Genomic DNA, 26,713 nt, shown 5'->3' with positions numbered 1-26,713 from the left:
AGGCCGGAACGCGCGTGGCGCCACGTCCTACACGCGGCGCCAGCCCGGCCCGACAGACCCGGCGGGCGCGCCGGCCCACAGTGGGGGCATCACAGCAACCACGATGGGGACTGCCATGAACCGATCCTCCGCTCCGACGATGCAGCGCGCGCTCAAGGTCGCGGTCGCCGCGGCCGCCTGCGCCCTGGCGGGCCACGCGATGGCCGACATCACCTTCTATGAGAACGAGAACTTCCGCGGCCGCAACGCGGGCACGGAGTCGCAGATCAATTTCCTCAAGGAGATCGGCTTCGACGACCGCGCCTCCTCCATCGAGGTCCGTGGCGAACGCTGGGAAGTCTGCGAGGACCCAGGCTACAGCGGCCGCTGCCGCGTGCTGCAGCCGGGCAGCTACCCGTCGCTGAAGTCCATGGGGCTGGACAACCGGATCAGTTCCGCGCGCCGCGTGGGCGAGGATGTTAGCCGGGACCGCTACGGCCCCGATCCGCAGCCGACCTACTATCGCCGCGGCGACGAAGGCCTGTACCAGGCGCAGGTCGTCTCGGTCCGCGCCGTGATGGGCGAGGAACAGCAGCGTTGCTGGATCGAGCAGAAGGAAGTGCGCGACCGGCCCAACGTCGGCGGCGCGGTCGTCGGCGGCGTGCTCGGCGGCATCCTCGGCCACCAGTTCGGCGGCGGCTCCGGCCAGACCGCGACCACGGTCGCCGGCGCGGTCGGCGGCGCGGTGGTGGGCAGCAATGTCAACCGCGACAAGGACGTGCGCAACGTGCAGCGCTGCGGCGCCGCGCCCAGCAACGGCAACCCCCAGTACTGGGACGTGACCTACCGCTTCAAGGGACAGGACCATTACATGCAGACCCGGCGACAGCCGGGAGCGACCGTGACCGTCAACGCACGCGGCGAGCCGCGCGAATAGACGGGCGCGGTCATCGATCGATCGACCCAGTGAGGATTCCTGGGGCCGGCCGGGGCGGGGCGCGCTAGCATGCGACCCCCGCTCCGGCCGCCCCGTTTTCGCTTCCATGAACACCACGACGTCCACCGCCGCCTCGAAGGCCTACTCGGGCAACGACCTCCACCTCGCCCACGGCGTGCGCCGCCACGACTGGCTGCCGCTGCCCACGCTGCTCGGCTTCGCGCTGGCGGTGATCACGATCATGACCACCGCGTGGTTCTCGTACCGCTCGCAGCAGGCCCAGTCCGAGTCCGCCGACGCGATGGCGCGCACGCTGATCGTGCAGGAGCAGATCCAGACCCTGGGCTCGGCGATGAAAGATGCGGAGACCGGCCAGCGCGGCTATCTGCTGACCGGCATCGACAGCTACCTCGTGCCCTTCAACACCGCGCAGGTCACGATTCCCGCCGCGGCCGAACGGTTGCGCGCGAGCTTCCAGAACTACCGCCCGCAGCTGGCGCGTCTGGAGACCGCGGAGCAGCTCTTCAAGGCGAAACTCGCGGAGATGGAGGAAACCATCGCGGCGCGGCGCGCGGGCGAGAGCGCCGCGGCGGTGACGCTGGTGAAGGGCGACCGCGGCCGCATCCTGATGGAGCGCATCCGTACGCTGCTCGGCGAGATGGAGCGTGAAGAGCGCGACCGTGCCGCCGAACGCCGTGCCTTGTGGGACGGTGCCGTGCAGCAGACGGTCGGCGTGATGTGGGGCGGCTCGGCCTTGCTGTTGCTACTGACCGCGGTCGCCGCGGTGCTGAGCTCGCGCGCCTACCGCGCCGCCAAGACCGAGGAATGGCTCAAGGCCGGCCTGGCCGGGCTGGGTGTGGAACTGCAGGGCGATCCGCATGTGGAGCGCCTCGCCGACATCGCCACCAGCTTCCTCGCGCGCTGGACCGATGCACGCGTCGGTGCGTTCTACGTGGCGCAGGACGACGGCAGCTTCCTGCGCGTCGGCGGCTACGCGCTGCCCGTGGCCACGGGCACGGACGCGGCGCCACCGGTCGTGCGCGGCGGCGACACGCTGCTGGGGCAGGCCGCGCGCGACCGCCGTCCGGTGCATGTGAAGCAGCTGCCGGCGGACTATCTGCCGATCACCTCGTCGCTGGGCCGTGCGGATTCGACCGAGCTGATGATCGCGCCGGCCGGCCTGGACCGACGGGTGCAGTGCGTGATCGAGCTGGGCTTCCTGCATCACGTCGGCGCCGCGGAAAGCGAGTTGCTGGCCCGCGTCGCCGAGCCGATCGCGATGGCGCTGCGCGCGGCCAAGGACCGCAGCCGGCTGGAGGCGCTGCTCGAGGAGAGCCGCCGCCAGGCCGAGGAACTGCAGATGCAGCAGGAGGAACTGCGCGCCAGCAACGAGGAGCTCGAGGAGCAGGGCAACGCGCTGCGCGACTCGCAGCTGCGGCTGGAGCGGCAGCAGACCGACCTCGAGGAAAGCAACGTCCAGCTCGAGGAACAGGCGCGTCAGCTGGAGCTGCAGCGTTCGGAACTGACGGCCGCGCAGGACATGCTGACCGACCGCGCCGAACAGCTGGAGCGCTCCAACCAGTACAAGAGCGAGTTCCTGGCCAACATGAGCCACGAGCTGCGCACGCCGCTGAACTCGACGCTGATCCTGGCCAAGCTGCTGGCCGACAACAAGGACGGCAACCTGAGCGACGAGCAGGTCCGTTTCGCGCAGACCATCAGCTCGGCCGGCAACGACCTGCTGATGCTGATCAACGACATCCTGGACCTGTCCAAGATCGAGGCCGGCAAGGTCGACCTGCAGGTCGAGCGCGTCTCGGTGCCGCGCCTGCTGCAGCAGCTGACGCAGGTGTTCGCGCCGGTCGCCGCGCAGCGCAACCTGGCCTTCGGCCTGCAACTCGCGCCCGGCGCGCCGGAATGGATAGAGACCGACGAGGGACGGGTCGGCCAGGTACTGAAGAACCTGCTGTCCAACGCGCTCAAGTTCACCGAGCGCGGCTCGGTGCGCATGGAGGTCGGCTCGACCACCGACGGCCGCCTGGCCTTCACGGTCAAGGACACCGGCATCGGCATCCCGCCGCACCAGCAGGCGCTGATCTTCGACGCCTTCCGCCAGGCCGACGGCAGCACCCACCGCAAGTACGGCGGCACGGGGCTGGGCTTGTCGATCTCGCGCGACCTGGCGCGGCTGCTGGGCGGCGACATCCATCTGCAGAGCACGCCGGGCCAGGGCTCGGTCTTCAGCCTGGTGCTGCCGCTGGTGCATGAGGCCCCGCTGGGCGACGAGCGTCCGCGTCCGCTGTCGCCGGCCCAGGCGCCGTATCACGGCACCGGCCATCCGCCCGTCAAGGCGCCGCCGGCGGTGCCCGCCTTCGACGCCGCGTTGCCCGCGCTGGGCGCGCCGGAGGAGGCGATGGTCACCGCCGAGTCGCTGCTGCGCGAGCCCGCGCCGGCCGCGCCCGAGCCGCGGCTGCCGCAGCTCGACGACGACCGCCTGTCGTGGGTGCCGGGCGACCGCGCCATCCTCATCATCGAGGACGACCAGCGTTTCGCGCTGATCCTGCGCGACCTGATCCGCGAGATGGGCTTCGTCTGCCTGATGGCCCACACGGCCGAGAACGGCCTGTCCATCGCGCAGCGCTACGCGCCCAGCGCGATCCTGCTCGACATGAACCTGCCCGACCACTCGGGCCTGGGCGTGCTGGACCAGCTCAAGCGCGAGCCGCTGACGCGCCACATCCCCGTGCATGTGATCTCGGTCGCCGACTACACGCACGAGGCGATGGAACGCGGCGCGATCGGCTACGCCTTCAAGCCGGTCAAGCGCGAGGAGCTCGAGGTCGCGCTGCACAAGCTCGAGGCCAAGTTCTCGCAGCGCCTGCGCACCGTGCTGGTGGTCGAGGACGACGCGCGACAGCTCGACAGCATCCGCCACCTGCTGGCCGCGGACGAGGTCCGCATCGAAGGCGTCGCGACCGCCGCGGAAGCGCTGCAGGCGCTGCGCCGCTCGACCTTCGACTGCATGGTGATGGACCTGAACCTGCCTGACATGAGCGGCTACGACCTGCTCGACCAGATGGCGGCGCAGGACGATGTCGCCTTCCCGCCGGTGATCGTCTACACCGGCCACACGCTGACCTCGCAGCAGGAGCAGCAGCTGCGGCGCTATTCGCGCTCCATCATCATCAAGGGCGCGCGCTCGCCGGAGCGGCTGCTCGACGAGGTCACGCTGTTCCTGCACCAGGTGGAGTCGCAGCTGCCTCCGGAGCGTCAGAAGATGCTCAAGGAGGTCCGCGCGCGCGACAACATGCTCGAGGGGCGGCGCGTGCTGATCGTCGAGGACGACGTGCGCAACATCTTCGCGCTGTCGGCGGTGCTCGAGCCCAAGGGGTGAAGGTGGACATCGCCCGCAACGGCCGCGAGGCGCTGGAGCGGCTCTCCGCGCCGCTGCAGGGCGCCGGCGCGATGCCCGCGGTCGATCTGGTGCTGATGGACATCATGATGCCGGAGATGGACGGCTACACCGCGATGCGCGAGATCCGCGCCCGGCCTGACATGCGGCGGCTGCCGATCATCGCGCTCACCGCCAAGGCGATGAAGGACGACCAGGAGAAGTGCATGGCCGCCGGCGCCAACGACTACATCGCCAAGCCGCTGGACATCGAGAAGCTGCTCTCGCTGGTTCGCGTCTGGATGCCGCGCTGAGGACCGACGGACGATGATGCAGGGCTCGAACGGCACGCACGATGCGCAGGACACGCCAGGCAGGCATGCGGACGACCTCGAGGTCCGGCTGATCCTGGAGGCGATCTACGAGCGCTACCACTACGACTTCCGCGACTACGCAGGCAGTTCGCTGCGCCGGCGGCTGAAGGCCGGGCAGCAGCGCTTCGGCTGCGCCAACCTCTCGCAGCTGCAGGGCCGCGTGCTGCACGAGCCGGAAGTGTTCCGCTCGGTGCTGGCCGACCTGACCGTGCAGGTCAGCGAGTTCTTCCGCGATCCCGAATATTTCCGCGCGCTGCGCGAGCAGGTGGTGCCGGTGCTGCGCACCTTCCCTCGCTGCGGATCTGGGTGGCGGGCTGCAGCGGCGGCGAGGAGGCGTACTCGATGGCCATCCTCATGAAGGAGGAAGGGCTGCTGGACCGCACGCTGATCTACGCGACCGACATCAGCCACGAAGCGCTCACGCAGGCGCAGGCGGGGGTGTACCGGGTGGACCAGGTGCCGCTGTACACGGAGAACCATCGCGCGTCGGGCGGGCATGGCTCGCTGTCGGAGCACTACACCGCCGCGTACGACCATGTGCTGATGGACAAGGCGCTGAAGGAGCGCATCGTCTTCAGCGACCACAGCCTGTCCACGGACAGCGTGTTCGCCGAGGTGCAGCTGGTGTCCTGCCGCAACGTGCTGATCTACTTCAACCGCGCGCTGCAGGATCGCGCGCTGGGCCTGTTCACCGAGGCCCTGTGCCGCAACGGCTTCCTCGGCCTGGGGGCGCGCGAGACGCTGCGCTTCTCAGCGCATGCCGGTGAATTCGTCGAGATCGCCGCGAAGGAGCGCGTGTACCAGAAGCGCTCGGCCTGACGCTGCGACTGGATCCGGCCGGGCTCGGGGCTTGCCTCGTTCCTGCATCGACCCATCCGGGTCTCACAGGAGAAGCACCATGGCCACCAGCAGCATCCTCGGCGGTACGCAGGCACCCGCGCAGGCGAAGGGCCGGGGCACGGACTCGCTCGGACCGAGCGACAGCTCCGACAGCGGCAGCGACATCTCGGGCGAACGACAGATGAGCACGGGTCCGGACGATCCGGATGAGCTCGGCGCGACGCCGTCGACGCCGGGCAGCGACACCGATCGATTCGGCACCGGAGAACGCGCCTCGGCCACGCCGGGCCGGGATCACGAGGCCGCCGACATCTCGCCGGATCGCGTCAGCCGCGAGCCGTCGCCGGACGACATCGATGCGAGCATCGACGTGGAGGACCTGGCCAGCGGCGACGATCCGTCGGCGGGGCCCGATCCGGAGCATGCGGATGAGGACGAAGACGTCGATGAATGACGTCGGGAGATGAGCTGGAGAATTCAGGTCGACGGATCCCGTCGACGGTTGGGCCTGACGGCGCCGGGAGGCGCCGTCCCAGCGCCTCAGAACGAGCCGATGGCCGCCATCGACGCAAAGGCGCCCAGCGCGAGCGCCCCCACCCAGAGACGCCACGGCGCGGCTTCGTCGCGCGGACGGCGTTGCTGATGGCGGTGGGTGAGGAAACAGGCGACTGACGCGCCGCCGGCCAGCAGGAACACGAGCGCATAGCCCAGGCCCTCGACCGAGCGGCCATGGTGCAGCGCCAGCGCCAGCACGATCTGTCCGAGCATCAGGCCCGCCACGCCGGAGACGGCGGTCGAGGACAGGGCGGCGGAAGTGGCGGTGCGGCTGGGTTGGGACATGATGTGCGGGCTCGTGGCGTCGTCGGGAGGCGATGCCGGATTGTCCGGTCGCCCCCGCGCCGCGAGCCCGTCGAAAAGCGTCCGCCGAGCGCAGTAATTCGCGTCAGGTCGCGTCGGGTTCCCGCTTGTCCGCCGCCAGATTCCCCGGCAGGATGCGATCTCGGGCCGGCCGAGGCGGGTCCGCCGATCCGTATCCAGCTGTTTCCCTCGACGCCATCGAGGATTCCGTGTTTTTGTTGCACTGCAGCACCCCCTGTTCGCGGGGTGTTTTCAGGCACGGGAACCCCCTTTCGTAGCACCTTCCTGGTACATGCGGAAGAGGGCCGGTTTTTATGTGGGTGGACGAACAGACTCCCTCTGAGGCGGGTGGTGAACTCCGGTGTCCGCAATTCGCGGATTTCCCTTTCGGAGCAACCACCATGACCCTGCCTTTGCTCGCCCGGAAGCCCATCGCGTTCCAGCGTACCCTGCTGGCTCTCGCCTTGGCCGCCGTCAGCGCCAGCGCTTCCGCGCTGCCCCAATTCACTTGGGACCCGTCCACCGCCGGCTTGAACGGCTCGGCGTTCACCGCCGACAACCTGCTGGTGTCGAACTACTCGACGGTCACCTTCTCGGGCACCTCGTTCACCGAGTCCGGCTACCTGGCCATCAGCGCCGCCCAGCTGGGTGGCGTGACGCTGCCGTCCGGCGGCCTGAATTCGGACTACGGCTTCTACATCCAGTTCAGCGGCAACGGCACGCTGACGTCGCCCGGCAACCCCGGCACGACGCCGACGCTGGGCACGCTGACCTCGCTGTCCTACACCCTGTACGGCTACAACGGCACCTCGTCGTTCGGCTTCACCGGCAACACGCCGACGGAAACCGCGACCGGCGAAGTGGCCCTGGCCACCGGCTCGCTGGTGCTGGGCACGGTGGCGACCACGCCGCTGGGCGACGGCACCTTCAACCCGTCGGCCAACGCCAAGCTGACGCTGAACTGGCTGGTGCCGGGCTTCCAGAGCTCGTCGCCCGCCTACAGCATCGCGCTGACCTCGTTCTCCAACACGACGTCGCAGGTCGAGCCCTTCGCGGGCGGCTTCCGCATCCGTCAAGGCGGCGGCTCGGTCAACTTCGCGGCCGTGCCGGAACCGTCGACCTACGCGATGCTGCTGGCCGGTCTCGGCGCGGTCGGCTTCGTGGCCCGTCGCCGCACCCGTTCGGAGAAGTGATCGCCGGCCGGCCCCTCGGGGCCGGTCACAGTTCCGGAGCGGGAGGGCATGCGGGTGCCTGAGCGTTCCGGCGCTGGGTTGTCGAGGCGACAACCGGCAATGACGTGCGGAAAAGGGCCCCGGCGCGAGCCGGTTCCCTGGACCGCCAAGGCGTGTGCCCATGACACGCCCGACGAGCCCCCGTCATCGACGGAGCGGCTCGCCGCGGTGCTTCAACAGCGGAGCAGAGCCCTCAGGCCTGCACGGCGACGGGCGCGAAGGTGGCAGAGGTGGCCGCGCTCGCGTCGTCCTGGCCCTGAGGCAGCAGACGCTGGAAGTCCTGCTTGAGCAGGGCGTAGCACTCGCAAGCCCGGGCCTCCAGCCCCGGTCGGTCCAGCACCGCGATATGTCCGCGGGAGTAACGGATCAGGCCGGCGGCCTGGAGGCGCTGGGCGCTCTCGGTGACGCCTTCCCGGCGCACGCCCAGCAGGTTGGAGATGGACTCCTGGGTGACCGACAGCTCGCAATGCCCATGCTGACGATCCAGCGACTGGAGCAGCCAGCGGCACAGCTGCCGTTCGAGCGAGTGGTGACGGTTGCAGACCGCCGTGTGCGCGATCTGGCTGAGCAGCGATTGCACGTAACGCAGCAGCAGCGACGTCGCAGGTCCGGCGCGCAGCATCTCCTCGCGCACCATCGGCACGCGCATGCGGAACGCCAGGCCGGCGCGCTGCACGACGCCACGGCAGGCCGGGGACTCGCCGCCCATCGCCGCCGCGAGGCCCGCGGCGCCTTCCGATCCGATCATCGCCACCTGCGTCGACGCGCCCGAATGGGTCGTGTGGATCAGCGAGACGATCGCGGTGATCGGGAAATACACGTGGGTGGCCGGGGTGCCCGCCTCGAAGAGCACGCGGCCCTTCAGCAGTTCCACGGTCTCGAGCTGCGCGGACCAGCGCGCGCGATCCTCGGCGGGCAGCTGCGCGAGCAGCAGGTTCGCGCGAGGGGGCGTGGCGGCAGGGTTTGCGGCAAGGGACAGGGACATCGATAGCTCCAGGAACTGCACATCCGTTCCAGCGGACCACTATGGCAAGCACCGTACCCGCCGGGGTATCGGAGCGTGTCTTTGGTGCCATTGCGTGTGCGTCCCCCCGTGGACACGGGGAGTCCGCGCGGGCGCCGGGTGTCCCGGACTGCGTGCGCCAGCGCACCGGGTTGTCGATGCTGTCCGCACAGCGTTCTAGGGGGCCTGCGCCGCGCCCTTACCGGACGGCGTCCCGCTCCCTATAACGGAAGAGCGCCGGGCCGGCGACAGATCGCGCCCGCGCGCATCCACGACTCCAACCGAGGAAGACAAATGATCCGATCCACCACCCGGTTCGCAGGGACCTTCCGCGCCACACGCTCGCTGGCGGGGCTCGCGCTGGCGCTGTCCTTCGGCGCGGCGCAGGCCGAAAGCATCCTGTTTGTCGGCAACAGTTTCACCTACGCGCAAGGCTCGTCGGTGATGCAGTTCAACCCCGGCTCCGTGACCGACCTCAACGGCACCGGCATCGGCGGTATCCCGGCGCTCTTCAAGGCCTTCACGGCGCAGGCCGGGCTCAACTACGACGTCAGCCTGGAGACCGTCGGCGGCAGCGGCCTGGACCTGCACTACAACACCAAGATGGACCTGATCAACAAGCCCTGGGACCGGGTCGTCCTGCAGAGCTACAGCACGCTGGACGCGTCGCAGCCGGGCAATCCGGCCAAGCTGATCCAGTACTCGGGCCTGCTGGCCGACGCGCTGCATGCGCAGAACGCGAACGTCAAGATCGACCTGATGGCGACCTGGTCGCGCGCGGACCAGACCTATCCGCCCAGCGGCGCCTGGTATGGCCAGTCCATCTACAAGATGGCCGAGGACGTCTACGCCGGCTACCTGCAGGCGGACCAGGCGTCCGACAAGATCGGCGGCGTGATCCCGGTCGGCCTGGCCTGGAACCGGGCGATGTCCCAGGGCTTCGCGGACACCAACCCTTACGACGGTATCGACGCCGGCAAGGTCAAGCTGTGGGCCAGCGACAACTACCACGCCAGCATGTACGGCAGCTACCTGGAGGCGCTGACGATCTTCGGCAAGATCACCGGGCTGGATCCGCGCAGCCTGGGCGTGGGCGAGACCTCGGCGGCGCAGCTGGGCATTTCCGAAGCGCAGGTGCGGGTGATGCAGCAACTGGCCTTCGAGCAGCTCGCCGCGCCGGTGCCGGAGCCCTCGACCTGGGCGATGCTGGTTGCGGGCGTGGGCCTGCTCGCGGTCTGGCGCCGCAAGGGCGCGGGCGCCCGCTACGTGTCGCGGTCCTCCAGCACGTAACCGACGCCGCGCACGGTGTGCAGCAGCTCGACGCCGAACGGCTTGTCGAGCTTGCCCCGCAGCCGTCGCACGGCGACTTCGACGACGTTGGTCTCGCTGTCGAAGTTCATGTCCCAGACCTGCTCGGCGAGTTCGGTCCGGGACAACACCTGACCCTGGCGCCGCAGCAGCAGCGTCAGCAGGCTGAATTCCTTGGGGGTGAGCGCCAGCCGCTGCCCGCCGCGATGGACCTTGCGCCGCAACAGGTCGACCTCGAGATCGGCGAGTTTCAGCATGGCGGGCTCGGCCGGCGGCGTCCCGGACGCGCGGCGCAGCAGCGCCTGGACGCGGGCCACCAGCTCGGAGAACGCGAAGGGCTTGCACAGGTAGTCGTCGGCGCCGGCCTGCAGGCCGCGCACGCGGTCCTCGACCTCGGCGCGCGCCGTCATCATCAGCACCGGCAGCGCGCGCGTGTGGTCCTGCTGGCGCAGCGCCGCCAGCACGGCCAGGCCGTCGATGCCCGGCAGCACGCCATCCAGCAGGACCAGGTCGTAGGCGCCCTCGCTGGCCTGGTGCAGGCCGTCCACGCCGTCGCGCACCAGGTCGACGACGAAACCCTCCTGCGTCAGGCCGTCGCGCAGGTAGTCGCCGAGCTTGTCCTCGTCCTCGATGACGAGCAGTTTCATCGGGCGCGCTCCGTCACTGTCCTCGTGGCCGCCGCCACCGCCACCGCCAACTTCCTGGTCATCGTCGCTTGTCCTCGTCATCCTGGGCGGTATTCCGCCCCGTCGTCGGGGCAGGGCGCCCGGCGGCGCGTCCGCGTCAGTCTCCGGCAAGACCCGCGCCTAGAATCCGCCCACCATGCTCCCACGGACCCTGTCTTCCACCGCGCCACGCGCCGGGTCCGTTCGCGGCAAGCTGCGCGCCATGGTCTGGCTGATCGTCCTGCCGACCCTGCTGCTGTCGGTGATCGCGGGCGTGGCCGTCTTCCAGACCGAGCGGCGCGCGGCGGTCGCCGCCGCCACCGAGACCGCCGAGGCCCTGAGCCTGGTCGCCGACCGCGAGATGGCGGTGCGCACGGCGCTGCTGCAGGCGCTCAGCGTGTCGCCCAGCCTGGCCCAGGGCCGGCTCGAGCAGTTCCATGGTGAGGCGTCCCGCCTGGTCTCGGGCTCGCCCAACACCATCGTGCTGACGACCGTCGACGGTCGCCAGCTCATCAACACGCGCATCGCCTGGGGTCAGCCCTTGCCGGCGGCTGGCGGATTCACCGACGGCATCGACACCACGCGCCGGCTGCTGGTCTCCAACCTCTACACCGGACCGGTGAACGGCCAGCCCAGCTTCGCGGTCCGCGTGCCGGTGACGGTGCTGGGCCGGCCGATGTACCTCGGCTACGGCAGTCCGGTCAGCGAGATGCAGCAGATCTTCCGCCAGCAGCCGCTGCCCGAGGGCTGGCTGGGCGTCGTACTGGACCGCAACGCGGTCGTCATCGCGCGCACCCGCGACCCGGAGAAACGCGTCGGCCAGCAGGCGAGCGCGAACATGCGCGACGCGCTGAGCCGCGGAAACCAGGGTGTCGTCGACGCGCGCACCCTCGATGGCGAACCGGTCTTCACCGTCTTCAGCCGCGCGCCCGACTCGGGCTGGGTGGTGCTGATCGGCCTGAGCCAGTCGGAACTCGCCAAGGGCGCCTGGACGGCGTTCGCGATGATGCTGACACTGTCGCTGGCCTTCATCGTGCTCGCGCTGGTGCTGGCGCGGCGCATGAGCCGCGCGATCGCCGATCCGCTGCGGCGCCTGCGCAAGGATGCGATCCGCATGGGCGGCGGAGCGACGATCGACGAAGTCCCCGGCGGCGTCGACGAGATCGACGTCGTCCAGCATGCGCTCGCCACGGCCAGCCGCGAGCGCGCCGGCAACGAGTCGCGCCTGCGCGAGGAGATCGACGCCGCGGTCGCGCAGACACGCCATGCGCAGCAGGCGGTGCTGCGCAGCCAGAAGCTCGAGGCGCTGGGCCGCCTGACCGGCGGGATCGCGCACGACTTCAACAACCTGCTGCAGACGATGACGACGGGGCTGCAGCTGGCGCGCCGGCTCAGCACCGATCCGCGCGCGGACACGGCGCTCGACGCCTGCCAGCGCGCCACCGCGAAGGCGGCGCAGCTGACGCGGCAGTTGCTGGCCTTCGGAAGGCCGCAGGTCGGGCATGAAGCCGTCATCGACCTGCGGCGCCAGTTGCCGGAGCTGATGGCGCTGGCCGGTGGCGCGGTCGGCAGCGCCGTCGATGTCGAACTGAGCATCGACGAGGACCTGTGGCCCGTACGCACCGATCCCGTCCAGCTCGAGCTCGCGGTGCTGAACCTCGCGCTGAACGCGCGCGACGCGATGCACGGGCGGGGCAGGCTCACCGTCTCCGCGCGCAAGCGCGTGCTGGCGCAGGCCGACCCGGTGGGACTCGCGCCCGAGCTGCTGCCCGGGGAGTACGTCGCGATCGCGGTGCGCGACACCGGCGACGGCATGACGCAGGACCAGATGGAGCGCGCGTTCGAACCCTTCTTCACGACCAAGGCGGTGGGGCAGGGCTCGGGCCTCGGCCTGGCGCAGGTCTACGCGCTGGCGCGCTCGGCGGGCGGCACGGCGGGCATCGTCAGCAAGATCGGCCTGGGCACCGAGGTCACGCTGTGGCTGCCGCGCTCGCACGGCAGGACGGAGGCCGAGGGGCCGATCGTGCGGGCCGACGGGCCCGATGCGGACCAACGCTTCGCCGGCACGGTGCTGCTGGTGGAGGACGAGCCCTCGGTGCGCGAGCTGACCGCGCAGGCCCTGGAGGAGCGCGGGTTCACGGTCAAGACCGCGCCGACCGCCGATCATGCGCTGGACCTGCTGCGCGGCGGCCTGACCGCAGACGTGGTGCTGACGGACATCGTGATGCCGGGTGAGCGCAGCGGCGTGGACCTGGTGCGCACCTTGAAGGTCCTGAAGCCGACCTTGCCGATGGTGCTGGCCAGCGGCCATCCGGTGCGCATCGAGGAGGCGCCGAACGTGCCGCTGGTGCCCAAGCCGTACGACATCGACGTGCTCGCCGCGGTCCTCGGCGAGGCGATGCGCCCGACGCACGAGGCGACGGACGTCAAGGGCCGCTGAAGGTCGCCGAAGGCCGCGGAGCGCCTTCGACGTCGCCGGGGAAGGGCGGTCCCGACCCGTCTGCCGCCGTCTCAGGCGACCTTCGGCAAGTCCTTCAGCAGCTTGTCGAGCGTGACCGGGTAGTCCCGGACGCGCACGCCCGTGGCGTTGTGGATCGCATTCGCGACGGCGGCCGCGACGCCGCAGATGCCCAGCTCGCCGACCCCCTTGGCCTTCATCGGCGACGACAGCGGATCGGTCTCGTCGAGGAACACGACCTCCTGGTGCGGGATGTCGGCGTGCGCCGGCACCTCGTAACCCGCGAGGTCGTGGTTGACGAAGAAGCCGCGCCGTTCGTCGACATGCAGCGCTTCCATCAGCGCCGCACCCACGCCCATCGTCATCGCGCCGATGACCTGGCTGCGGGCCGCCTTGGGGTTGAGGATGCGGCCGGCCGCGCACACGGCCAGCATGCGCCGCACACGGACCTCGCCGGTGAACGCATCGACCGCGACCTCGACGAAATGGCCGCCGAAGGTCGACTGCTGGTACTTCTTGTCGAGGTCGCCGAACTCGATCTTGTCCTCCGCGGCGAGGCCTTCGCTGCCGGCGACGTCGCCCAGCGGGATGCTGCGTCCGCCGCCGCGCACCTGGCCGTCGGCGAAGACGGCGTCCTTGGCGTCGAGCCCGGCTTTCTTCGCGATCATCTCGCGCAGCGCGACGCAGGCCGCGTACACGCCGGAGGCCGAGCTGTTGGCGCCCCATTGGCCGCCCGAGCCCGCCGACACCGGCAACGCCGAATCGCCCAGCCGCACGACGACCTGCTCCAGCCCGACGCCCATCATCTCCGCCGCGGTCTGCGCGAGGATGGTGTAGGTGCCGGTGCCGATGTCGGTCATGTCGGTCTCGACGGTGACGATGCCGCGGCGGTCCAGCCGCACGCGGGCGGCGGACTTCATCACGATGTTGTTGCGGAAGGCGGCGGCCACGCCCAGGCCGATCAGCCAGCGTCCGCCGGGACCTTCGCGCCGCTGGCCGGGCGCGGCGCGCCGGCTCCAGCCGAAGCGCTCGGCGCCGGTGCGCAGGCACTCGGTCAGCCGCCGCTGCGAGTAGGCCCGTTCCGGCTTCTCCGGATCGACCTGCGTGTCGTTGACGATGCGGAACTGGACCGGATCCATGCCGAGCTTCTCCGCGAGTTCGTCCATGGCGATCTCGAGCGCCATCAGCCCCGGCGCTTCGCCCGGCGCGCGCATCGCATTGCCTTCCGGCAGGTCCAGCACCGCGAGCTTCATCGCGGTCATGCGATTCGCACCCGCATAGAGCAGCCGCGTCTGCGCGACCGCCGTCTCCGGGCCGCCGCCGGGCAGGTCGCCCGACCAGCTCTCGTGGCCGATCGCCGTGATCTTCCCGTCGCGCCCGGCGGCGATGCGCAGGCGCTGGATGGTCGCGGGCCGGTGCGTCGTGTTGTTCATCATCAGCGGCCGCTGCAGCGCGACCTTCACCGGCCGGCCGCTGGCCTTCGCGCCCAGCGCGGCCATCAGCACGTCCGCGCGCAGGAACAACTTGCCGCCGAAACCGCCGCCGATGAAGGGCGAGATCAGCCGCACCTTGTCCCGGCCCAGTCCCAACGTCCTCGCCAGATCGCCGCGGCCCCAGTCGATCATCTGGTTGGCGGTCCAGACGGTGAGCTTGTCGCCTTCCCAGACCGCCAGCGTCGCGTGCGGCTCCATCATCGCGTGCGACTGGTCGGGCGTCGTGTAGGTCTGGTCGATCTTCACCGCCGCCTGCGCGAAGGCACCGTCGAAATCGCCGATCGTCGTCTCGGGCGGCGTGCCGCCGGGGCCGTCCGCTTCCTTGGGCGGCTTGGCCTGGTCCTTGGCCTTGGACAGGCTGAAGGCGCCGTCCCCTCGCGCGTACTCGACGCGGATCAGCGCGGCACCGGCGCGCGCCTGCTCGAAGCTCTCCGCGACCACCACGGCGATCGCCTGGTGGTAGTGGTCGATCTCCGGCCCGCCGAGCAGCTTGGCCGTGTTCATCTTGCCCTTGCCGAGCTTGCCGGCGTTGTAGGCCGTGACGATGGCCAGCACGCCCGGTGCGGCTTCCGCCGCCTGGACATCCAGCGTCGAGATCCGGCCCTTGGCGATGCCGGCGCCGACGACGACGCCGTAGGCGACATTCTTCGCCACGTCATGGCGCTCGTACGCGTAGGGTGCGGTGCCGGTGGTCTTGCGCGGGCCGTCGATGCGGTCGGTCGGCTTGCCGACGATGCGCAGCTGATCGATCGGGTTCGTGGTAGCGGGGGTGTCGAACTTCATGCGGTCCTCCCGGTGACCTTGGCCTGCGACAGCACCGCGGCGAGCGTGCGCTCCACCAGCGGCAGCTTGAAGGCGTTCTCTGCGGTCGGCGTCGCGCCGGTCAGCAACGCGTGCGCGGCGGCTGGCGCGCCGCGGCGCAGCTCGCGCTCGGCCGCCTCGGATCGCCACGGCTTCGGCGCGATGCCTCCGACGGCGAAACGTCCGCCGCCGTCGCGCTGGACGATCGCGCCCACCGAGACCAGCGCGAAGGCGTAGGACGCCCGGTCGCGGACCTTGTGATAGAGATGCGTGCCGACAATCGGCTTGGGCAGCGTCACCGCGGTGATCAGCTCACCGGCCTCCAGCGTGGTTTCCAGGTGCGGCGTGTTGCCGGGCAGCCGGTGGAAGTCCGCGATCGGGATCCGCCGCGCCTGGCCGTCGGCGCGCATCGTCTCCACGGTCGCGTCCAGCACCCGCATCGCCACCGCCATGTCGCTCGGATGGGAGGCGATGCAGGCCTCGCTGACGCCGATCACCGCGAGCGGCCGGCTCATGCCGCCGATCGCCGAGCAGCCGCTGCCGGGCTGGCGCTTGTTGCAGGGCTGGTCGGTGTCGTAGAAGTAGGGGCAGCGCGTCCGCTGCAGCAGGTTGCCGGCGGTCGTCGCGCGGTTGCGCAGCTGGCCTGACGCCCCCGCGAGCAACGCGCGCGACAGCACGCCATAGTCGCGTCGCACGCGGGCGTCGGCGGCCAGGTCGGTGTTGCGCACCAGCGCGCCGATGCGCAGGCCGCCCTCGGCGGTCGCTTCGATGCGGTCCAGGCCGAGGCCGTTCACATCGATCAGGTGCGTGGGGGTCTCGACCTGCAGCTTCATCAGATCGAGCAGGTTGGTCCCGCCGGCGATGAAACGCGCGCCGGGCTGTCTGGCGGCGGCGGCCACGGCGGCGGCCGGCGAGGCCGCGCGCTCGAAGGTGAACGGCTTCATGCGGACCTCCGGTCGCCGGCAGCCGGCAGCGGGACACCGGCCACGTCGGCCATCGCGTCGATGATGTTGGAGTAGGCCCCGCAGCGACAGAGGTTGCCGCTCATGCGCTCGCGCAGTTCGTCGATGGACAGCAGCGGACGGACGTCGAGGTCGGGCGTGACGTGGCTGGGCACGCCGGCCTTGATCTCGTCGAGCACCGCGACCGCCGAGCAGATCTGCCCCGGCGTGCAGTAGCCGCACTGGTAGCCGTCGTGGCGGACGAACGCGCTCTGCATCGCGTGCATCTTCTCGGGGGTGCCGAGGCCTTCGATGGTCACGACCTGCGCGCCCTCGTGCATCACCGCCAGCGTCAGGCAGGCGTTGACGCGCCGGCCGTCGAGGTGGATGGTGCAGGCGCCGCACTGGCCGTGGTCGCAGCCCTTCTTGGTGCCGGTGAGCTGCAGGTGCTCGCGCAGCAGGTCCAGCAGCGAGGTGCGGTTGTCGACGACCAGCGTGTGCGGCTGGCCGTTGACGCTGAGTGTCACGCGGGTGGTGGCCACGAGGTTCTCCTGGGGCTTTGGGCTGGCGGGCGAGGGCGCTTGCGCGGAGGCCTCCAGCGGAGCACCGGCCGCCACCGCGGCGGACGCGCCCGCGCCGGCGATCAGCAGGCCGCGGCGCGAGATCGCGCAGGACTCGGCGCTGGATGCGGGACTGTGGGGCGGACAACTGCCGCGGGGGAAGACGCGAGGTCCGCGTCCGGGCGATCCGTATCGAGATCCATGCTGGGGACTCCTGGCTGGCCGGGATCGGCAAGCTGTTGAGTCGGCAATCGCTGTGCCCAGCGACTCCTTCAGCGATGGGCCTGCAGCCACTCCTCGACGGTCTTCGCACTCGTCCCCACCGCGTCCACGGCATGCCGCAGCAGCTCCGGCGACACGCCGAAACGCTCGCCCCAATACCGCAGCTCATAGTCGTCCTGCACGTTCACGCGATGGCGTTCGCTGTTGTGCGGACTGGAGGTTTCCTCGGACATGGCGATCGCTCCCGCTGGACGTGGAAGGCGTGGAGAAGGCGTGGACAGGGACGGCTCGCTGCCGTCTCAACCCGGCTTGCGCGACGGTGGCACGCGGCTGCTGTCTTCGCCGTCGAGCGTGGCCCCGGGATCTTCCTCCCCGGCGACCGATTCGTCGAATGAATGATCCGGCACCGCCGGCGGACCGGGATCGTGCGGACGCGGCGATCCCGGCGTGGCGGCGGCCTCCTTGGCCCCGTCCGTCCCCGGCTCGGGGGCGGGCCCCGACGGCGTGTCGATCGCGTCCACGGGCGTGGGGGCGTCGGGGCCGACCGAGGTCGACGGCGAATTCGTAGCGTTCATGGCATTCCCCGGCAGGCTGCTGGCCGACACGAAGCGGCGCTTGCCCGCGCGCTTGGCCGTCGTCATCGCCGTCTCGGCGAGCCGCATCAGCGACTCCGCCTGGCGGCCATGGTGAGGGGCAAACGCGATGCCGATGCTCGCGGTGACCGACGCGTGGTCGCCGTCGGGCAGCCGGATCGGCTCGGCGATGGCCGTCAGCATGCGGCGCAGCGCCGGTTCGGCCTCGTGTTCGGCGCGCAGCGCGGTGAGCAGGATGGCGAACTCGTCGCCGCCCATGCGCGCCACCAGGTCGTGGCCGCGCACGCCGCCCAGCAGCCGCTGCGCCACCACGCGCAGCACCACGTCGCCGGCCTCGTGGCCGAACTCGTCGTTCAGGTCCTTGAAGCCGTCCAGGTCCACCCAGCACACCGCCACCAGGCCCACGCGCTCGCCCAGCAGCGTCATCGCCCCGGCCAGCCGCTCGGTGAAACGGACGCGGTTGGGCAGGCCGGTCAGCGCGTCGTGCACCGCCAGATGCTGCGCGGTCGCCTCGCTCTCCTTGAGCGCGGAGATGTCGATCATCATCCACAGCGACTCCCGCTCGGCCACGCGCGCGCCGCTGAGGTCGATCCACACCGGCGTGCCGTCCTTGCGCCGCATCCGCAGCTGCCGGCGGTAGCGCCGGCCCGCGGCGATCGCCGGATAGGCGGCGTCGCCGACCTCGCGGAAGCTCTCGTCGTCGAGGTACAGCGGCCGGGTCGTCTGCCCGTGCAGCTCCCCGGGCGCGTAGCCGAACAGCGAGGCCAGCGCGCGGTTCTTCCAGATCACCGTCCGATCGCGCAGGCGCATCATGCCGACCATGTCGTTGTCCAGCATCAGCGCCTGTTCCAGCGCGAGCTGCTGCAGCCCGATCGCCGCGCGGCGGTCGCGGCGCTGCTGCAGGAAGACCAGCAGCGAGCAGCCCAGCACCGTCAGGATGACCACGCCGGCCAGCGCGCCCTGCTGCACGACCTCGCCGCGCCAGGCGGCCAGGAACTCCGCGGTGCTCGCGCCGGTGAAGATCGTCAGCGGATACCCGCGCACCTCGCGGTAGCAGGTGATGCGCTCGATGTTGTCGAGCTTGGTCCGCGTCATGTACCAGCCCTGGTGCGGGTTGGCGGCGATCTTGCGCATCAGGTCCTCGGACACGATCACGTCGCCGATGCCGCGGATCGAGTGCGGCTCCGTGGCCGAGTAGCGCGCGATCAGGCGCTGGCTGCGCGTGCGCAGCGAGATCGCGCCTTCCGCGCCGATCGTGAGGCCCTTGAAGCTCTCGATGAAGTGCTCGGTCGACAGCGTCGTGTAGACCACGCCGGCGAAGCTGCCGTCCTCGCGTTCCAGCCGTCGCGAGACGGCGATGCCCCACTTGTGCAGCACGCGGCCGAACAGCGGCTCGGAGATGACGATGTCCTCGCCGTTGCCGTCCCGGGCGCGCTGGAAATAGTCCCGGTCGCCGACGTTGAGCGCGCCTTCCTCGCCGGCCAGCCCGTAGACGACCTGGCCGCGCGCGTCGGTGATGCGGATCGCGTCGACCTGCGGCAGCAGGCTGCGCTGGTCGGACAAGGCACGATCCATCGCGCGCCGGACCTGGTCCGCGTCGCCGGCGGTGCGACGGAACTGCAGCGCGAGCGTCGACAGCGCGTTGTCGACCTGCTTGAGTTCCGCGCCGATCTCGATGCTGAGGCTGGCGGCCAGGTTCTCGGTGGTCTCGCGGGCGCGGGTGAGGTCGGATTCGCGCCCGGCCTGCAGCGCCAGCCAGGTGGCCGTCGCGATCGCCGCGGCGATGACGAGATTGCCCGCCGCGAGCCACAGGGCCAGTCGCGTCAGGGAGCGGGGGCGTAGAGGGGCGGTCGGTCCATCGGGGGCACGCAGGGGAAGCGGCCATCCTAACCGCGACCGGCGCGCCGCGACTCATTCCCGCAGCTGGCGTTCCAGCCTGTCCAGCACCTGGTAGCAGGGCAGCACCTGCGCGACGCTGGCCTGGGGCTCCCGGCCTTCGCGGATGGCGGCGACGAACTCGCGGTCCTGCAGCTCGATGCCGTTCATCGACACGGCCACGCGGCTGACGTCGACGGTCTCGTCGCGGCCGGTGACCAGGTCGTCGTAGCCGGCCAGGTAGGTGCCGGTGTCGCCGATGTAGCGGAAGAAGGTGCCCAGCGGCCCCTCGTTGTTGAAGGACAGCGACAGCGTGCAGATCGCCCCGTTGGCGGCCTGCAGCTGGAGGCTCATGTCCATCGCGATGCCCAGCGTCGGATGGATCGGGCCCTGCAGCGCGTTCGCGCGCACCACGGGGCTGCCGCACTGCCAGGCGAAGAGGTCCACGGTGTGCGCGGCGTGGTGCCACAGCAGGTGGTCGGTCCAGCTGCGCGCCTGGCCCAGCGCATTGGTGTTGGTGCGGCGGAAGAAGTAGGTCTGGACATCCATCTGCTGGAGCTGGAACCCGCCGGCCTCGATGCGGCGGCGGATCCACTGGTGGCTCGGATTGAAGCGGCGCGTGTGACCGCACATCGCCACCAGCCCGGTCTCGCGCTGGCGGCGCACGACGGCCTCGCCGTCGGCCAGCACGTCGCACAGCGGGATCTCCACCTGCACATGCTTGCCCGCGTCCAGGCAGGCCAGCGCCTGGCGCGCGTGCAGCGGCGTCGGCGTGCAGAGGATGACGGCGTCGACGTCGTCGCGCGCCAGCGCCTCGTCGAGCTCCGTCGTCGCGTGGCCGATGCCGTACTTCGCGGCGGTCTCGCGCGTCTTGTCGAGGTCGCGGCTGATCAACGACACGACCTCGGCGCCGTCGATCTGCCGCAGCGCGTCGAGGTGCTTCTGGCCGAAGGCGCCGGCGCCGGCCAGGGCAATGCGGATCGGTGCGGTCATGGGAGCTCCGGAAGGGTCAGGGGTTCTCGAGGATCAGGTGACCCACGGCGGTGTTGGAGGCGGGCACGTGATAGAAGCGATGGGCGACGCGAGGCGGCCCGCCGCCGTCCAGGTCGGCCATCGCGCCACGGGCGATCAGCCACATCACGAGCTCGATGCCCTCGGAGCCGGCCTCGCGGACGTAGTCCAGGTGCGGCATCTCCGACAGGCCGCGCGGATCCGCGATCAGGCGGTCCATCCAGGCGTTGTCCCATTCGCGGTTGATCAGGCCGGCGCGCGGCCCCTGCAGCTGGTGGCTCATCCCGCCGGTGCCCCAGACCTGGACGTTCAGCGGCGTGTCGAAGCTCTCCACCGCGCGGCGGATCGCCTGACCCAGCTGCAGGCAGCGCCGGCCCGACGGCACGGGGTACTGCACGACGTTGACCGCCAGCGGGATCACCGGCACCGGCCATCCGGACGCGCCGGGCGCCTGCTCGCCGAACAGCAGCGACAGCGGCACCGTCAACCCGTGGTCGACCGTCATGCGGTTGATCAGCGTCAGGTCGAAGTCCTGCTGGATCACGCTCTGCGCGATGTGCGCGGCGAGCTCGCCGTGGCCGTGGACCGGCGGCACCGCGCGCGGTCCCCAGCCCTCGTCGGCGGGCGCGTAGCGGTCCGCGGTGCCGAGCGCGAAGGTCGGGATCATGTCCAGGCTGAAGGCGTTGGCGTGGTCGTTGTAGACCAGCACGATCGCGTCGGGCCGGTTCGCGTCCATCCAGCGCCGCGAGGGCGCATAACCGGCGAACAGCGGCAACCAGTACGGCTCCTGCGTGCGGCCCTGGTCCATCGCGACGCCGATCGCCGGCACATGGGAGGTGTAGACGGACGCGGTGATCCGCGCATGCGTGCTCATCGAGGGGTTCCCTTCGTGTCATGCCTGGTGTCCTGCCTGGTGTCGCCTGTCGTGGCGCCGCTCGCGTCCGCGGCGAGGTCCGGGGCGACCGGCGCGCGTCGCGGCGTGCCGTCGGGCCGGCGGCCGCCGGCCAGCATCATGTCGCGGTAGTCGGTCTCGCTCATGCCGGTCATGCCGGCGGCCATCTGCTGGTAGCTGCGCCCGTCGGTCGCGCCGATCTTGGCGAGGAAGTAGATGTTGCCGCCCAGGCGGATGCATTGGTTCAGGTCACGCGCCAGCACCGCCTCCTTCTGCGCCGTCGTCATGGCCCATTCGTCCAGGTAGGCGCGTTCGTCGGCCTTGAAGCGCGCGCGGTTCTCGGCCTTCATCAGCGACATGCAGAACTGGTTCAACCAGTAGCCCTTGCGCGCCTGGTCGGCGTCGAAGATGGTGGTGCCGGGGATGTCCTGGTAGGGCTTGTGGATCGCCATGTCGGTCTCCATCAGCGGCTGTTCAACGGATGGCCTCGGGCCAGTACAGCCGCATCGGGTTGTCCACCAGCAGCCGCTGGCGCAGCTCGGCCGTGGGCGCGATGCGCGGGATGACGTCGACCAGCAGGCCGTCGTCGGGCATGTGGTCCTTCAGGTTCGGGTGGGGCCAGTCCGTGCCCCAGAGCACGCGGTCGGGGAACTCCTCGACGACGCGCCGCGCGAACGGGATGACGTCGCGGTAGGGCTCGGGCTCGCCGTTCAGGGCCGGCGGACCGGCGACGGACAGGCGCTCCGGGCAGGTGACCTTGCTCCAGACGAAGGGGTGCTCGCGCAGGAAGCGCAGGAAGAGCGCGAAGTCCGGTCCGTCGACCGGCTTCGTCACGTCGGGACGGCCCATGTGGTCCACGACGACCGTCGTCGGCAATGCGCTGAAGAAGTCCCACAACTCGGGCAGGTCCGGCGCCTCGAAATAGATGACGACATGCCAGCCGAGCGCCTTCACGCGCTCGGCGATCTCCATCAGTTCGTCGCGCGGCGTGAAGTCGACGAGCCGCTTGACGAAGTTGAAGCGCACGCCGCGCACGCCCGCGTCGTGGAGGTCCTTCAACTGATCGTCGGTGATGCCGCGGCGCACCGTCGCGACACCACGCGCGCGGCCGCCGGAGGCGCGGCAGGCATCGACCATGGCGCGGTTGTCGTCGCCGTGGCAGGTGGCCTGCACGATCACGTTGCGGCTGAAACCGAGCCGGTCGCGCAGCGCGAAGAGCTGCGCCTTGCCGGCGTCGCAGGGCGTGTACTTGCGCTCGGGCGCATACGGGAACTCGGCGCCGGGGCCGAAGACGTGGCAATGCGCGTCGACGGCGCCGTCGGGCAGCCGGAAGCGCGGCGTCGACGGGTCCTGGTACCAGTCGAGCCAGCCCGGGGTCTTGTCGAAGCCGCCGGAGGTGGGGAGCGTCATCGGGGATCCTTCTGCAATGTCGGTGGGCAGGAGTCAGAACCGGGGTCTGGCGATCTGCGCGAGCAGCCGGTCGGCCTCGGTGCGCCAGTCGGGGCTGCGGCCGAAGTCCGCATCGCCGCGTTGCCCGAAGACGCCGTCCTCGGCCAGGTCGGCCATCCAGGCCTGGCGTTCGGCGGTGCCTTCCGCGCTCCATGGCGTGAGCCCGGCGTCGCGCACGGTCTCGGCGACCTCGCGGACCTCCTCGCTGCGGCGCCGGCCATGCTGGATCACGCGCTGGAAGAAGTAGGCCGCCTGCTTCTCCCAGTCGATGCCCGGGAAGGTTTCCTTCAGCGAGGCGAGCACGGCATCTTCCACGCCGTAGTGCCGCGCGGAGGTGAGGCTCTCGATCACCATCGCCTCCAGCCCCTTGATCATGACGCTGCGGCACATCTTGGTCGCGCTGACGGTGCCGAAGTCGGCGCTGCCGACGTTCGGCGCGAAACCCAGCCGGCGCAGCAGCGGCTCGATCGCCGGCGCGTGGGGGCCGCCCAGCAGCAGCGGCACGCGGATCCGGTATGGCGGGACGCTCGTCATGACGGCGCCCTCGACGTAGCGGCCGCCTTGCGCGTGGACCGCATCCGCCGCCTCGCGCTTGGCCTTGGGCGACGCCGAATTGAGGTCGAGCACGAAGGTGTCCGGCCGCAGCCCGGCGGCGGTCGAGCGCGCGGCGTCCAGCGTCTGACTCGCGGTCACCGCGATGACGACGAGGTCCGCCGGCGTCGCGACCATCGTGGCCGAGCTCGTCAGCTCGACGCCGAACTCGACCGCATGCTCGCGCATCGTGTCGGCGTCGCTCGACGGCGACGCCAGCTTCAGGTCGTAGGCACTGACCGTGGCGCCGGCGGCGCGCAGGTCCTCGGCCAGGATCCGGCCGACCTCGCCGTAGCCGACGAGGCCGATGCGGAGCGCCGGGGGCGACGTCTGTGCTTGCGGAACTTCGGCGCTCATGTCAGTCCAGCGAGATGTTGAGCCGCTTGATCAGGTCGGCGTACTTGGCGGACTCGCTCGCGATGAAGCTGTTGTACTGCTCCTTCGTGGTCGGGAAGACGTCGTAGCCGAAGGTGGCATAGCGTTCGCGGATGTCGGGCTCGGCCAGCGCGGCCTCGATGTCGCGCTGGATCTTCTCCTGCACTGCCTTGGGCAGGCCGCGCGGCGCGGCGATCGTGGTCCAGCCGGTGACCTCGTAGCCGGCGGGGCCGCCGGACTCGCTGACGGTCGGCAGGTCCGGGAAGGCCGGATGGCGCTTCGGCCCGGTGACCGCGATGAACCGGATCTTGCCGGCGCGCTGCAGCGGACCGGCCGTCGCCATCGAACCGAGCGCGAAGTTCAGTTCGCCGTTGGCCACGGCGGTGTAGAGCATCGACGTCTCCTTGTAGACCACGTGCGTCATCTGCGTGCGGGTCATCGCCTCGAGCTGCGCCGCGCCCAGGTGGACCGGGTTGCCCACGGACCAGGAGCCGTAGTTCAGCGCGTTCGGATGGGCCTTCGCGTCGGCCACGATGTCGCCGACGGTCCTGTACTTGCTGTTGGTGGCGACGCCGACGAAGAAGTAGGTCTTGAACAGCGGCGCGATCGGGTCGAAGTCCTTGACCGGGTCGTAGGGCAGCTTCTTGAACAGGTGCGGGTAGACGACGAGGTGGACGTTGTCCAGCTGGATCAGGTCGTGGCCGTCGGTCGCGCCGCGCTTGAAGGCGTCGATGGCGATGAAGCCGTTGGCGCCGGGCTTGTTCTCGACGATGACCGGCTTGCCCCACTTCTTCGAGAGCTTCTCTGCGACCACGCGGGCGACCGTCTCGGGGCCGGCTCCGGGCGGGAAGGGCGTGATGATGCGCACCGGCTTGGTCGGCCAGTCCGCGGCTGGCGCGCCCGAAGCACCGGCCTGGGCCGCGGCGATTCGCGGCAGCACGGCGGTCATGAGCAGGGCCGCGAGGGTCAGGCCTTGCCCGGCGCGGGCGAGGGCGGCAGCGAGGGCGGCAGCGAGGGCGGCGGCGGCGGCGGCGGCGAGGGCGGCGAGGGCGGCGGCGCGACGGGCCTGACTCCCTCTCCCGCTTGCGGGAGAGGGCAGGGGTGAGGGCCAGCGGCGGAGGCCGTACTGAACTCCGGTGCTGAAGAAGGGGTTGGCAGTCATCGTCGTTGTCTCCGTCGATCTCTTGTCGTCGGCGCCCTCTGCAAGGCGGGGCGCTCGGGTGGATGGGAACTGCTGCTCGGAACTGCGGGTAAAGCGATAGGGCGGGTAAAGCGGAAGACTTGAATCAGTCGATGTAGCGCAGGCCGGCCTTGGCCAGCGGCTCGCGCATCTTGTACAGGTCCAGGCCGAGCACGCCGGCGGCGAACTGCTCGCGCTTGGCGCCCTCGTTGGCCTCGCGCGCGGCGGCGGCGTCCAGCGTCTTCTGCGCCAGCGCGGCCGGGACGCAGACGACGCCGTCGTCGTCGGCCACGATGACATCCCCGGGATGCACCAGCGCGCCGGCGCACACGAGGGGGATGTTCACCGAGCCCGGCGTCGCCTTGATCGTGCCCTTGGCGGAGATGCACTTGCTCCAGACCGGGAACCCCATCTCGTTGAGCGTGCGGACGTCGCGCACGCCGGCGTCGATGATCAGCGCGCGGGCGCCGCGTGCCTGGAAGGAAGTGGCCAGCAGGTCGCCGAAGTAGCCGTCGGTGCATTCGGCGGTGACACCGGCGACGACGATGTCGCCCTCGCGGATCTGCTCGGCGGCGACGTGCATCATCCAGTTGTCGCCGGGCTGCAGCAGCACCGTGACGGCGGTGCCGGAGACCGCGACACCCGACTGGATCGGACGCAGGTAGGGCTTGAGCAGGCCGACACGGCCCTGCGCCTCATGGACGGTCGCGGCGCCGAAGTGGCGGAGCGCATCGGCGGCGATGCGGTCGGCGCGGGCGATGTTGCGGTAGACGACGCCGATTTCATACATGGCGGGTTCCTTCTTGTGGGGGGCGGTCGATCGGGAGGGGGTGACGGACGTCAGGGCGCGCAGCGGGCGCTCAGACGACCGGGGAAGCGAGACCCAGCCGGTGCCGCAGCGCCTCGTGACGGGCGGACGCGAAATCATCGGCGACGCGTTGCGCGGTGGCGGGCTCGGCGCTGGTCGTGGCGACGGCTGCGGCGAAGCGGGTGACGATCTCCAGTCCGGGGGGCATCGGACCGAGGATCGTCAGGCCGCCATGGCCCAGCAGTTCGCTCAGTTGCTGGAACCCGAGATCGACATCGCCCTGCGCGACCATCTTCGCCACGGGCACGCCGGCGGGCGATTGATGCAGGCGGTCGGCGAGGGCGTTGCGCAGCCCCCAGTCCTCGAGCAGCTTCAGCAGCGCCTGGCCGCTCGGGCCGGTGGAATAGCCGATGGCCCGCGCGCCGAGCAGGGCCTGGCGCAGCGCCTCGGCAGTGTCGACGGCAGGTCGGGCGTGGCCTTCCGGCGACGCGATGAACATCGGCGAATCGGCGATCGGCCGCAGTGAACCCGCGCGCAGGTGGCCGGCGTTCAGCAGCCGTTCCATCGCGTCGGCGGCGAGGACCACCAGATCCAGCATCTCTCCCGCCTCGACCCGTCTGGCGGCGTCCACGCCGCCGATCGATTCGAACCGGATCTCCAGGCCGTGCGCGGCGGTGTAGCCGGCGGACAGGTCCGCCAGCAGGGCGCGGGTGGCCATCGAGGAGAGGCCGGCGAGGGGTGCGATCACGGGGTGGTCCGGAAGCGGTCGAGTGGGGCGGATTCTGGTCCCGCCAGCCCGGTGGAACCAGTTCTGGGTTCCACTAGCTGCTATTCCGATCCGGCATGACACGGATGCGGGGCCATGCCGGTTCATGAG

General features: G+C 70.6%; 21 protein-coding genes and 2 pseudogenes. 7 read left to right on the top strand and 16 right to left on the bottom strand.

Features of this window, described 5'->3' with window-relative positions; translation table 11 throughout:
• Positions 1–115: 115 nt before the first annotated feature.
• From ACQ859_RS18960 to ACQ859_RS18945, 4 genes and pseudogenes are all read left to right on the top strand, one after another.
• Positions 116–916: a beta/gamma crystallin family protein gene (locus ACQ859_RS18960; RefSeq protein WP_431262231.1), complete on the top strand. Its 801-nt coding sequence runs from the start codon at positions 116–118 to the stop codon at positions 914–916.
• A gap of 241 nt (positions 917–1,157) precedes the next feature.
• Positions 1,158–4,621 (top strand): annotated as a pseudogene (locus ACQ859_RS18955) (response regulator).
• A gap of 13 nt (positions 4,622–4,634) precedes the next feature.
• A pseudogene (locus ACQ859_RS18950) lies at positions 4,635–5,500 on the top strand (CheR family methyltransferase).
• A gap of 79 nt (positions 5,501–5,579) precedes the next feature.
• Positions 5,580–5,975, top strand: coding sequence for a hypothetical protein (locus tag ACQ859_RS18945; protein ID WP_431262230.1), 396 nt, complete (start codon positions 5,580–5,582; stop codon positions 5,973–5,975).
• 86 nt (positions 5,976–6,061) lie between these two features.
• Here the strand turns inward: ACQ859_RS18945 and ACQ859_RS18940 are convergent, their stop codons facing one another.
• A complete protein-coding gene (locus ACQ859_RS18940; RefSeq protein ID WP_431262229.1) occupies positions 6,062–6,361 on the bottom strand; it encodes a hypothetical protein in 300 nt (99 codons plus the stop codon).
• Positions 6,362–6,780: 419 nt separating this feature from the next.
• On the opposite strand from ACQ859_RS18940, the gene pepA reads away from it, so the two are divergent.
• The gene (gene pepA, locus ACQ859_RS18935) at positions 6,781–7,572 is read left to right on the top strand and encodes a flocculation-associated PEP-CTERM protein PepA (RefSeq protein ID WP_431262228.1); all 792 of its coding nucleotides are present in this window, start codon (positions 6,781–6,783) and stop codon (positions 7,570–7,572) included.
• Between the two features lie 232 nt (positions 7,573–7,804).
• Here the strand turns inward: pepA and ACQ859_RS18930 are convergent, their stop codons facing one another.
• The gene (locus ACQ859_RS18930) at positions 7,805–8,596 is read right to left on the bottom strand and encodes a Crp/Fnr family transcriptional regulator (RefSeq protein WP_431262227.1); all 792 of its coding nucleotides are present in this window, start codon (positions 8,594–8,596) and stop codon (positions 7,805–7,807) included.
• A 312-nt stretch (positions 8,597–8,908) separates the two neighbouring features.
• Here ACQ859_RS18930 and ACQ859_RS18925 point away from each other — a divergent pair, with 312 nt between their 5' ends.
• Positions 8,909–9,904: a DUF4886 domain-containing protein gene (locus ACQ859_RS18925; RefSeq protein WP_431262226.1), complete on the top strand. Its 996-nt coding sequence runs from the start codon at positions 8,909–8,911 to the stop codon at positions 9,902–9,904.
• Here ACQ859_RS18925 and ACQ859_RS18920 read toward each other — a convergent pair.
• A complete protein-coding gene (locus ACQ859_RS18920) occupies positions 9,877–10,569 on the bottom strand; it encodes a heavy metal response regulator transcription factor (protein ID WP_431262225.1) in 693 nt (230 codons plus the stop codon). The genes ACQ859_RS18925 and ACQ859_RS18920 overlap by 28 nt on opposite strands.
• A 175-nt stretch (positions 10,570–10,744) precedes the next feature.
• Between ACQ859_RS18920 and ACQ859_RS18915 the strand changes: the two genes are divergently transcribed.
• Positions 10,745–13,027 (top strand): ATP-binding protein, encoded by a 2,283-nt coding sequence (locus tag ACQ859_RS18915; protein ID WP_431262224.1) that lies wholly within the window; start codon positions 10,745–10,747, stop codon positions 13,025–13,027.
• 71 nt (positions 13,028–13,098) lie between these two features.
• Here the strand turns inward: ACQ859_RS18915 and paoC are convergent, their stop codons facing one another.
• From paoC to ACQ859_RS18850, 13 genes are all read right to left on the bottom strand, one after another.
• Positions 13,099–15,321 (bottom strand): aldehyde oxidoreductase molybdenum-binding subunit PaoC, encoded by a 2,223-nt coding sequence (paoC, locus tag ACQ859_RS18910; RefSeq protein ID WP_431262223.1) that lies wholly within the window; start codon positions 15,319–15,321, stop codon positions 13,099–13,101.
• Positions 15,318–16,283, bottom strand: a complete 966-nt coding sequence (locus ACQ859_RS18905) for an FAD binding domain-containing protein (RefSeq protein ID WP_431262222.1) — start codon at positions 16,281–16,283, stop codon at positions 15,318–15,320. The genes paoC and ACQ859_RS18905 overlap by 4 nt, the downstream gene beginning before the upstream one ends.
• The gene (paoA, locus tag ACQ859_RS18900) at positions 16,280–16,945 is read right to left on the bottom strand and encodes an aldehyde dehydrogenase iron-sulfur subunit PaoA (protein ID WP_431266599.1); all 666 of its coding nucleotides are present in this window, start codon (positions 16,943–16,945) and stop codon (positions 16,280–16,282) included. The genes ACQ859_RS18905 and paoA overlap by 4 nt, the downstream gene beginning before the upstream one ends.
• A gap of 167 nt (positions 16,946–17,112) precedes the next feature.
• On the bottom strand, positions 17,113–17,295 hold the full coding sequence (locus ACQ859_RS18895) for a DUF3606 domain-containing protein (protein WP_088404346.1): 183 nt from the start codon (positions 17,293–17,295) through the stop codon (positions 17,113–17,115).
• Between the two features lie 66 nt (positions 17,296–17,361).
• A complete protein-coding gene (locus tag ACQ859_RS18890) occupies positions 17,362–19,218 on the bottom strand; it encodes a diguanylate cyclase domain-containing protein (RefSeq protein ID WP_431262221.1) in 1,857 nt (618 codons plus the stop codon).
• Between the two features lie 348 nt (positions 19,219–19,566).
• Complete coding sequence (locus tag ACQ859_RS18885) at positions 19,567–20,523, bottom strand: Gfo/Idh/MocA family oxidoreductase (RefSeq protein ID WP_431262220.1); 957 nt, start codon at positions 20,521–20,523, stop codon at positions 19,567–19,569.
• Positions 20,524–20,539: 16 nt separating this feature from the next.
• Complete coding sequence (locus tag ACQ859_RS18880) at positions 20,540–21,415, bottom strand: class III extradiol dioxygenase subunit beta (protein ID WP_431262219.1); 876 nt, start codon at positions 21,413–21,415, stop codon at positions 20,540–20,542.
• Positions 21,412–21,885, bottom strand: coding sequence for a protocatechuate 4,5-dioxygenase subunit alpha (gene ligA, locus ACQ859_RS18875; RefSeq protein WP_431262218.1), 474 nt, complete (start codon positions 21,883–21,885; stop codon positions 21,412–21,414). Before ligA ends, ACQ859_RS18880 begins: the two co-directional genes overlap by 4 nt.
• 22 nt (positions 21,886–21,907) lie before the next feature.
• A complete protein-coding gene (locus ACQ859_RS18870; RefSeq protein WP_431262217.1) occupies positions 21,908–22,843 on the bottom strand; it encodes an amidohydrolase family protein in 936 nt (311 codons plus the stop codon).
• 33 nt (positions 22,844–22,876) lie between these two features.
• Positions 22,877–23,830, bottom strand: a complete 954-nt coding sequence (locus tag ACQ859_RS18865; protein ID WP_431262216.1) for a DUF1932 domain-containing protein — start codon at positions 23,828–23,830, stop codon at positions 22,877–22,879.
• 1 nt (position 23,831) lies between these two features.
• Positions 23,832–24,797, bottom strand: a complete 966-nt coding sequence (locus tag ACQ859_RS18860; protein WP_431266598.1) for a Bug family tripartite tricarboxylate transporter substrate binding protein — start codon at positions 24,795–24,797, stop codon at positions 23,832–23,834.
• Positions 24,798–25,134: 337 nt separating this feature from the next.
• The gene (gene ligK / locus ACQ859_RS18855) at positions 25,135–25,818 is read right to left on the bottom strand and encodes a 4-carboxy-4-hydroxy-2-oxoadipate aldolase/oxaloacetate decarboxylase (protein WP_431262215.1); all 684 of its coding nucleotides are present in this window, start codon (positions 25,816–25,818) and stop codon (positions 25,135–25,137) included.
• A 70-nt stretch (positions 25,819–25,888) separates the two neighbouring features.
• Positions 25,889–26,584 (bottom strand): substrate-binding domain-containing protein, encoded by a 696-nt coding sequence (locus tag ACQ859_RS18850; RefSeq protein WP_431262214.1) that lies wholly within the window; start codon positions 26,582–26,584, stop codon positions 25,889–25,891.
• Positions 26,585–26,713: the final 129 nt, after the last annotated feature.

Source organism: Roseateles chitinivorans (assembly GCF_050632235.1).
GTDB lineage: Bacteria > Pseudomonadota > Gammaproteobacteria > Burkholderiales > Burkholderiaceae_C > Roseateles > Roseateles chitinivorans_A.
Note: the sequence above shows the minus strand (reverse complement) of the source record. Positions and strands in the feature narration are given on the sequence as shown.

Bases quoted from the DNA above. Each gene is read 5' to 3' on its own strand.
- ACQ859_RS18895 (WP_088404346.1), bottom strand. From the start codon at position 17,295: ATGTCCGAGGAAACCTCCAGTCCGCACAACAGCGAACGCCATCGCGTG.
- ACQ859_RS18860 (WP_431266598.1), bottom strand. From the start codon at position 24,797: ATGACCGCCGTGCTGCCGCGAATCGCCGCGGCCCAGGCCGGTGCTTCG.
- ACQ859_RS18915 (WP_431262224.1), top strand. From the start codon at position 10,745: ATGCTCCCACGGACCCTGTCTTCCACCGCGCCACGCGCCGGGTCCGTT.
- ACQ859_RS18865 (WP_431262216.1), bottom strand. From the start codon at position 23,830: ATGAGCGCCGAAGTTCCGCAAGCACAGACGTCGCCCCCGGCGCTCCGC.
- paoC (WP_431262223.1), bottom strand. From the start codon at position 15,321: ATGAAGTTCGACACCCCCGCTACCACGAACCCGATCGATCAGCTGCGC.
- ACQ859_RS18870 (WP_431262217.1), bottom strand. From the start codon at position 22,843: ATGACGCTCCCCACCTCCGGCGGCTTCGACAAGACCCCGGGCTGGCTC.
- ACQ859_RS18920 (WP_431262225.1), bottom strand. From the start codon at position 10,569: ATGAAACTGCTCGTCATCGAGGACGAGGACAAGCTCGGCGACTACCTG.
- ACQ859_RS18960 (WP_431262231.1), top strand. From the start codon at position 116: ATGAACCGATCCTCCGCTCCGACGATGCAGCGCGCGCTCAAGGTCGCG.
- ACQ859_RS18945 (WP_431262230.1), top strand. From the start codon at position 5,580: ATGGCCACCAGCAGCATCCTCGGCGGTACGCAGGCACCCGCGCAGGCG.
- ligK (WP_431262215.1), bottom strand. From the start codon at position 25,818: ATGTATGAAATCGGCGTCGTCTACCGCAACATCGCCCGCGCCGACCGC.
- ligA (WP_431262218.1), bottom strand. From the start codon at position 21,885: ATGGCGATCCACAAGCCCTACCAGGACATCCCCGGCACCACCATCTTC.
- pepA (WP_431262228.1), top strand. From the start codon at position 6,781: ATGACCCTGCCTTTGCTCGCCCGGAAGCCCATCGCGTTCCAGCGTACC.
- ACQ859_RS18930 (WP_431262227.1), bottom strand. From the start codon at position 8,596: ATGTCCCTGTCCCTTGCCGCAAACCCTGCCGCCACGCCCCCTCGCGCG.
- ACQ859_RS18885 (WP_431262220.1), bottom strand. From the start codon at position 20,523: ATGACCGCACCGATCCGCATTGCCCTGGCCGGCGCCGGCGCCTTCGGC.
- ACQ859_RS18905 (WP_431262222.1), bottom strand. From the start codon at position 16,283: ATGAAGCCGTTCACCTTCGAGCGCGCGGCCTCGCCGGCCGCCGCCGTG.
- ACQ859_RS18880 (WP_431262219.1), bottom strand. From the start codon at position 21,415: ATGAGCACGCATGCGCGGATCACCGCGTCCGTCTACACCTCCCATGTG.
- ACQ859_RS18925 (WP_431262226.1), top strand. From the start codon at position 8,909: ATGATCCGATCCACCACCCGGTTCGCAGGGACCTTCCGCGCCACACGC.
- ACQ859_RS18940 (WP_431262229.1), bottom strand. From the start codon at position 6,361: ATGTCCCAACCCAGCCGCACCGCCACTTCCGCCGCCCTGTCCTCGACC.